Source organism: Pseudomonas sp. HMWF021 (assembly GCF_003061005.1).
Taxonomy (GTDB): Bacteria; Pseudomonadota; Gammaproteobacteria; order Pseudomonadales; family Pseudomonadaceae; genus Aquipseudomonas.
The window spans coordinates 1-3355 of the sequence record NZ_QAIK01000139.1 but is presented as its reverse complement, the minus strand read 5'-3'; the positions used below and the strand labels follow the sequence as shown (position 1 = coordinate 3355).

The following is a 3355-nucleotide window of genomic DNA, read 5'->3' as shown; positions in this document are numbered from 1 at the left end:
GTTCATCTTCGAGCCGTATCCGACGCTGTATAAGGGCACGGTGCCATTCTGCATCGGCATGAGCCTGTTTCTTTCGGGCTGTGCCTTGTTGCGTCAGGCTGTGCGTTTCAAAAATCAGCCGCCGCTCACCGACCCTGCTGCTTTCAGTGCGCCGGCCAGCAGCGATGCGCTGGTCATCCACATCTGGACGCCCAGCGGCACCGTGGATGACACCCTGGTGCGCAACCGTCTGCTCAACCGCTACATCGCGGCGGTTGATATCAATGGGGTCATCTCCGCCGGCCACGCGGCGCTGGAATGTGGTCCGGAGATTTACATCAGCCATTACCCGCTGGATGACATCGATCGTTCGGCGGGGGATTTCGTGCGCTTGCTGCGGGCGACGCCGAACAACGATGTCGCCGGGCGGTTTCTGCCAGACTATGCGGGGGAGGTGGCCGACTGGTGCCCGTCTTCGGTTCAGGTCAGTTTTGCCCACTACGATGCCCGGCGATTGCAGGCGTTCTGGGTGGCGTATCAACAGAACGACACCTACAACCTCACCAGCCGCAACTGTTCCAGTGCCGTGGCCCATAGTCTGGAAGCGGCTCTGGAAGGCTCGATGAATCGCGGGCATTCAAGCATGTTCGATTTTGCCCGGATCATCTTCAGCCCCGAATTCTGGGTCGCGGCGCAGGTGCGCAAGCGCGCCGAAGTGATGGCCTGGACGCCCGGTCTGGTGCTCGACTACGCCCGGGCGCTGCATGCCGCCATCGAGCCCGCGCCGCCGGGCTGGCACAGCATGTTTGCGGTGATCAAACGCGCCAGCGGTTATGCGCTGACGGCCTTGCGCGGGCGCGAAGTGCATCCCCTCCAGCCGCCGGCGGCTGTTCATCCTTCCGACGAAACCTGATCGGTTTTACACCGGGTTGTCCTTATCGCTGGCAAGCCAGCTCCCACAGGGTCAGTGGTGTACTCAAAATTCACGTACACCAGAGAACCTGTGGGAGCTGGCTTGCCAGCGATAGCGTTCGCCCGCCAAACACAAACCCCAGTCCACTGGTCAACTAATTACAAAGCAACCTAACTATTACGTTGACATTCGCTGCCTAGGCAGTAACATCTCGACATACATTCACTGCCTAGGCAGTTATTAGGTGAGCACATGAAGCATTTCACCCCGGACGGATTCAAACATTGCCATCTCGGCCTGTTGCTCGGCCGTGCCGCACTGCTCAAGGACCGGATCATCGACACCCACATGGAACCCCACGGCATCACCGCCGCGCAGTTCAAGGTGTTGATCATCATGGCCCAGTACGGCGTCGATACGCCGGCCGAGTTGTGCCGGCATCTGTCGCTCGACAGCGGTTCGATGACACGCATGCTCGATCGTCTGGAGCAGAAAGGTTTTCTGGCTCGCCAACGCAGCGAAGGCGATCGCCGTCAGGTGCAGCTCAAGCTCACCGAGCAGGGCCAGCAACTGGCCGATCGCCTGCCGCACATCGGCGCCGATGCCATGAATGAACTGGCCGGCGCCGTCACCACGGACGAGTTGAAGACCCTGGAATACATCCTCAAGAAAATCCTGCTGGCCGCCGGTGACCCGATCACTATCCAGCGCTTAGGTGAACACAATGAGCAGTAAAACCTTGCGCAGCAGCCTGACCCTGGTGCTGTCGGCGATGATTCTGGCCGGTTGCGCCAATTACAGCGGCCTCGATACCCAAGGCAAAAATCTGGATGCGAAAAGCCTGAAAGTCGGCCAATCCCTCAGCGGCGTGACCCTGTCGCCGGCCGCGTGGCCGAAGAGCGACTGGTGGACCAGCCTCGGCGATCCGCAACTCGACGGGCTGATCCGCGAAGCGCTGCACGACAGCCCGGACATGCAGATCGCCGAAGCCCGCGCCCATCAGGCCAGCGCCGCAGCCTATGCCGCCGATGCCGAACGTTATCCGACCCTCAATGCCAGCGCCGGTATCAGCCGTTCGCGTTTGGCCAAGGATCAGGACCCGCGCGGGCAGGGCGATGCCTACGCCACCGTGCGCAACGTCAGCGCCGGGTTCAATTACAACTTCGACCTGTGGGGCGGCCAGCGTGATGCCTGGGAAGCCGCGCTCGGTCAGGCCCGCGCCGCTGAAGTCGACCGTCAGGCTGCACAGTTGACCCTCGCCGCCGACGTGGCCCGGGCCTACAGCGATCTGGGGCAGGCGCACATCGTCTACGACCTGGCCAATGACGATCTGAAACGTACGAAACAGATGCTCGATCTGAGCCAGCGCCGCTTGAGTGCCGGGATCGACAGCCAGTACCAGTTCCAGCAAACCCAAAGCCTTGAGGCCAGTTCCGAAGCCAGCCTGATCGACGCCGAAAAACGGTTGAACAGCGCGAAAATCGCTCTGGCCGTGCTGCTCGGCAAAGGCCCGGATCGTGGCAACGAAATCGCCCGGCCGAAAGTCCTGCAAGCCAGCGCCGTGGCGGTGCCGTCGGTGCTGCCGGCGGAACTGCTCGGCCGGCGTCCGGATCTGGTCGCGGCGCGCTGGCGCGTGGAGGCGGCGAGCAAAGACATCGACTCGGCGAAAACCCGCTTCTATCCCAACTTGAACCTCACGGCCTCGGCCGGTGCCGAATCCTTGTTGGGTGACGCGATGTTCGGGTCGGCCAGTCGCTTCTTCAGCATCGCCCCGACCATTTCTGTGCCGATCTTCGACGGCGGGCGCCTGCGCGCCAACCTCGATGCGCGCGACGCCGATTACGATCTGGCGGTGGCGCAGTACAACAAAAACCTGGTGAAGGCACTGGGCGATGTCAGCGACACGATCAACCAGTTGCGTGACATCGGCCGGCAGATCGGCGCGCAGCAACACGCCACCGAGATTGCCCAGGATTCTTACAACACCGTCGTCCAGCGTTACGGTTCCGGCATCGGCAACTACCTGGACGTGCTCAGCATCGAGCAGCAATTGCTGCAGGCCCAGCGTCAGTTGGCCAACCTCAATGCCGAGCAGATCGACCTGTCGATTCAACTGATGCAAGCGCTGGGCGGCGGCTTTCAGGGTGAAACCCTGACCGCAGCCAACGCCACCCCAGCCACGCCGCACAACTAATTCAGGTATTTGTCATGGCCACTGCCGAAAACACTCAAACCCAAGCCAACACCCCGGACACCGGCAACCCGCGCAAGCGCAAAGTCATGCTGCTGGTGCTGGCCGTCGTGGTCCTGCTCGCCGGTGCCGGCGTCTGGGCGTATCACGAATTCATCGGGCGCTTCAACGAAAGCACCGACGACGCCTACGTCAACGGCAACGTCGTTGAGATCACCCCGCTGGTGACCGGCACCGTGGTCAGCATCGGCGCTGACGACGGCGATCTGGTT

At 62.0% G+C, this 3355-nt stretch carries 3 protein-coding genes and 1 pseudogene; all 4 read left to right on the top strand.

Going from position 1 to position 3355, the window contains the following annotated elements:
- Positions 1–892 (top strand): hypothetical protein (locus DBR18_RS19520; RefSeq protein WP_256588797.1); only part of this gene is annotated, 892 nt, incomplete at its 5' end.
- 252 nt (positions 893–1144) lie between these two features.
- Positions 1145–1627 carry a MarR family winged helix-turn-helix transcriptional regulator gene (locus DBR18_RS19515; protein WP_007961084.1) on the top strand — a complete coding sequence of 161 codons (483 nt, stop codon included), beginning with the start codon at positions 1145–1147 and terminating at the stop codon, positions 1625–1627.
- Positions 1617–3086 carry an efflux transporter outer membrane subunit gene (locus DBR18_RS19510; protein ID WP_108591531.1) on the top strand — a complete coding sequence of 490 codons (1470 nt, stop codon included), beginning with the start codon at positions 1617–1619 and terminating at the stop codon, positions 3084–3086. The genes DBR18_RS19515 and DBR18_RS19510 overlap by 11 nt, the downstream gene beginning before the upstream one ends.
- 14 nt (positions 3087–3100) lie before the next feature.
- Positions 3101–3355 (top strand): annotated as a pseudogene (locus DBR18_RS19505) (EmrA/EmrK family multidrug efflux transporter periplasmic adaptor subunit); the annotation flags it as partial.

What these genes read in the sequence shown, in the direction of transcription:
- DBR18_RS19515 (WP_007961084.1), top strand. Translation starts at nt 1,145, where the DNA reads ATGAAGCATTTCACCCCGGACGGATTCAAACATTGCCATCTCGGCCTG.
- DBR18_RS19510 (WP_108591531.1), top strand. Translation starts at nt 1,617, where the DNA reads ATGAGCAGTAAAACCTTGCGCAGCAGCCTGACCCTGGTGCTGTCGGCG.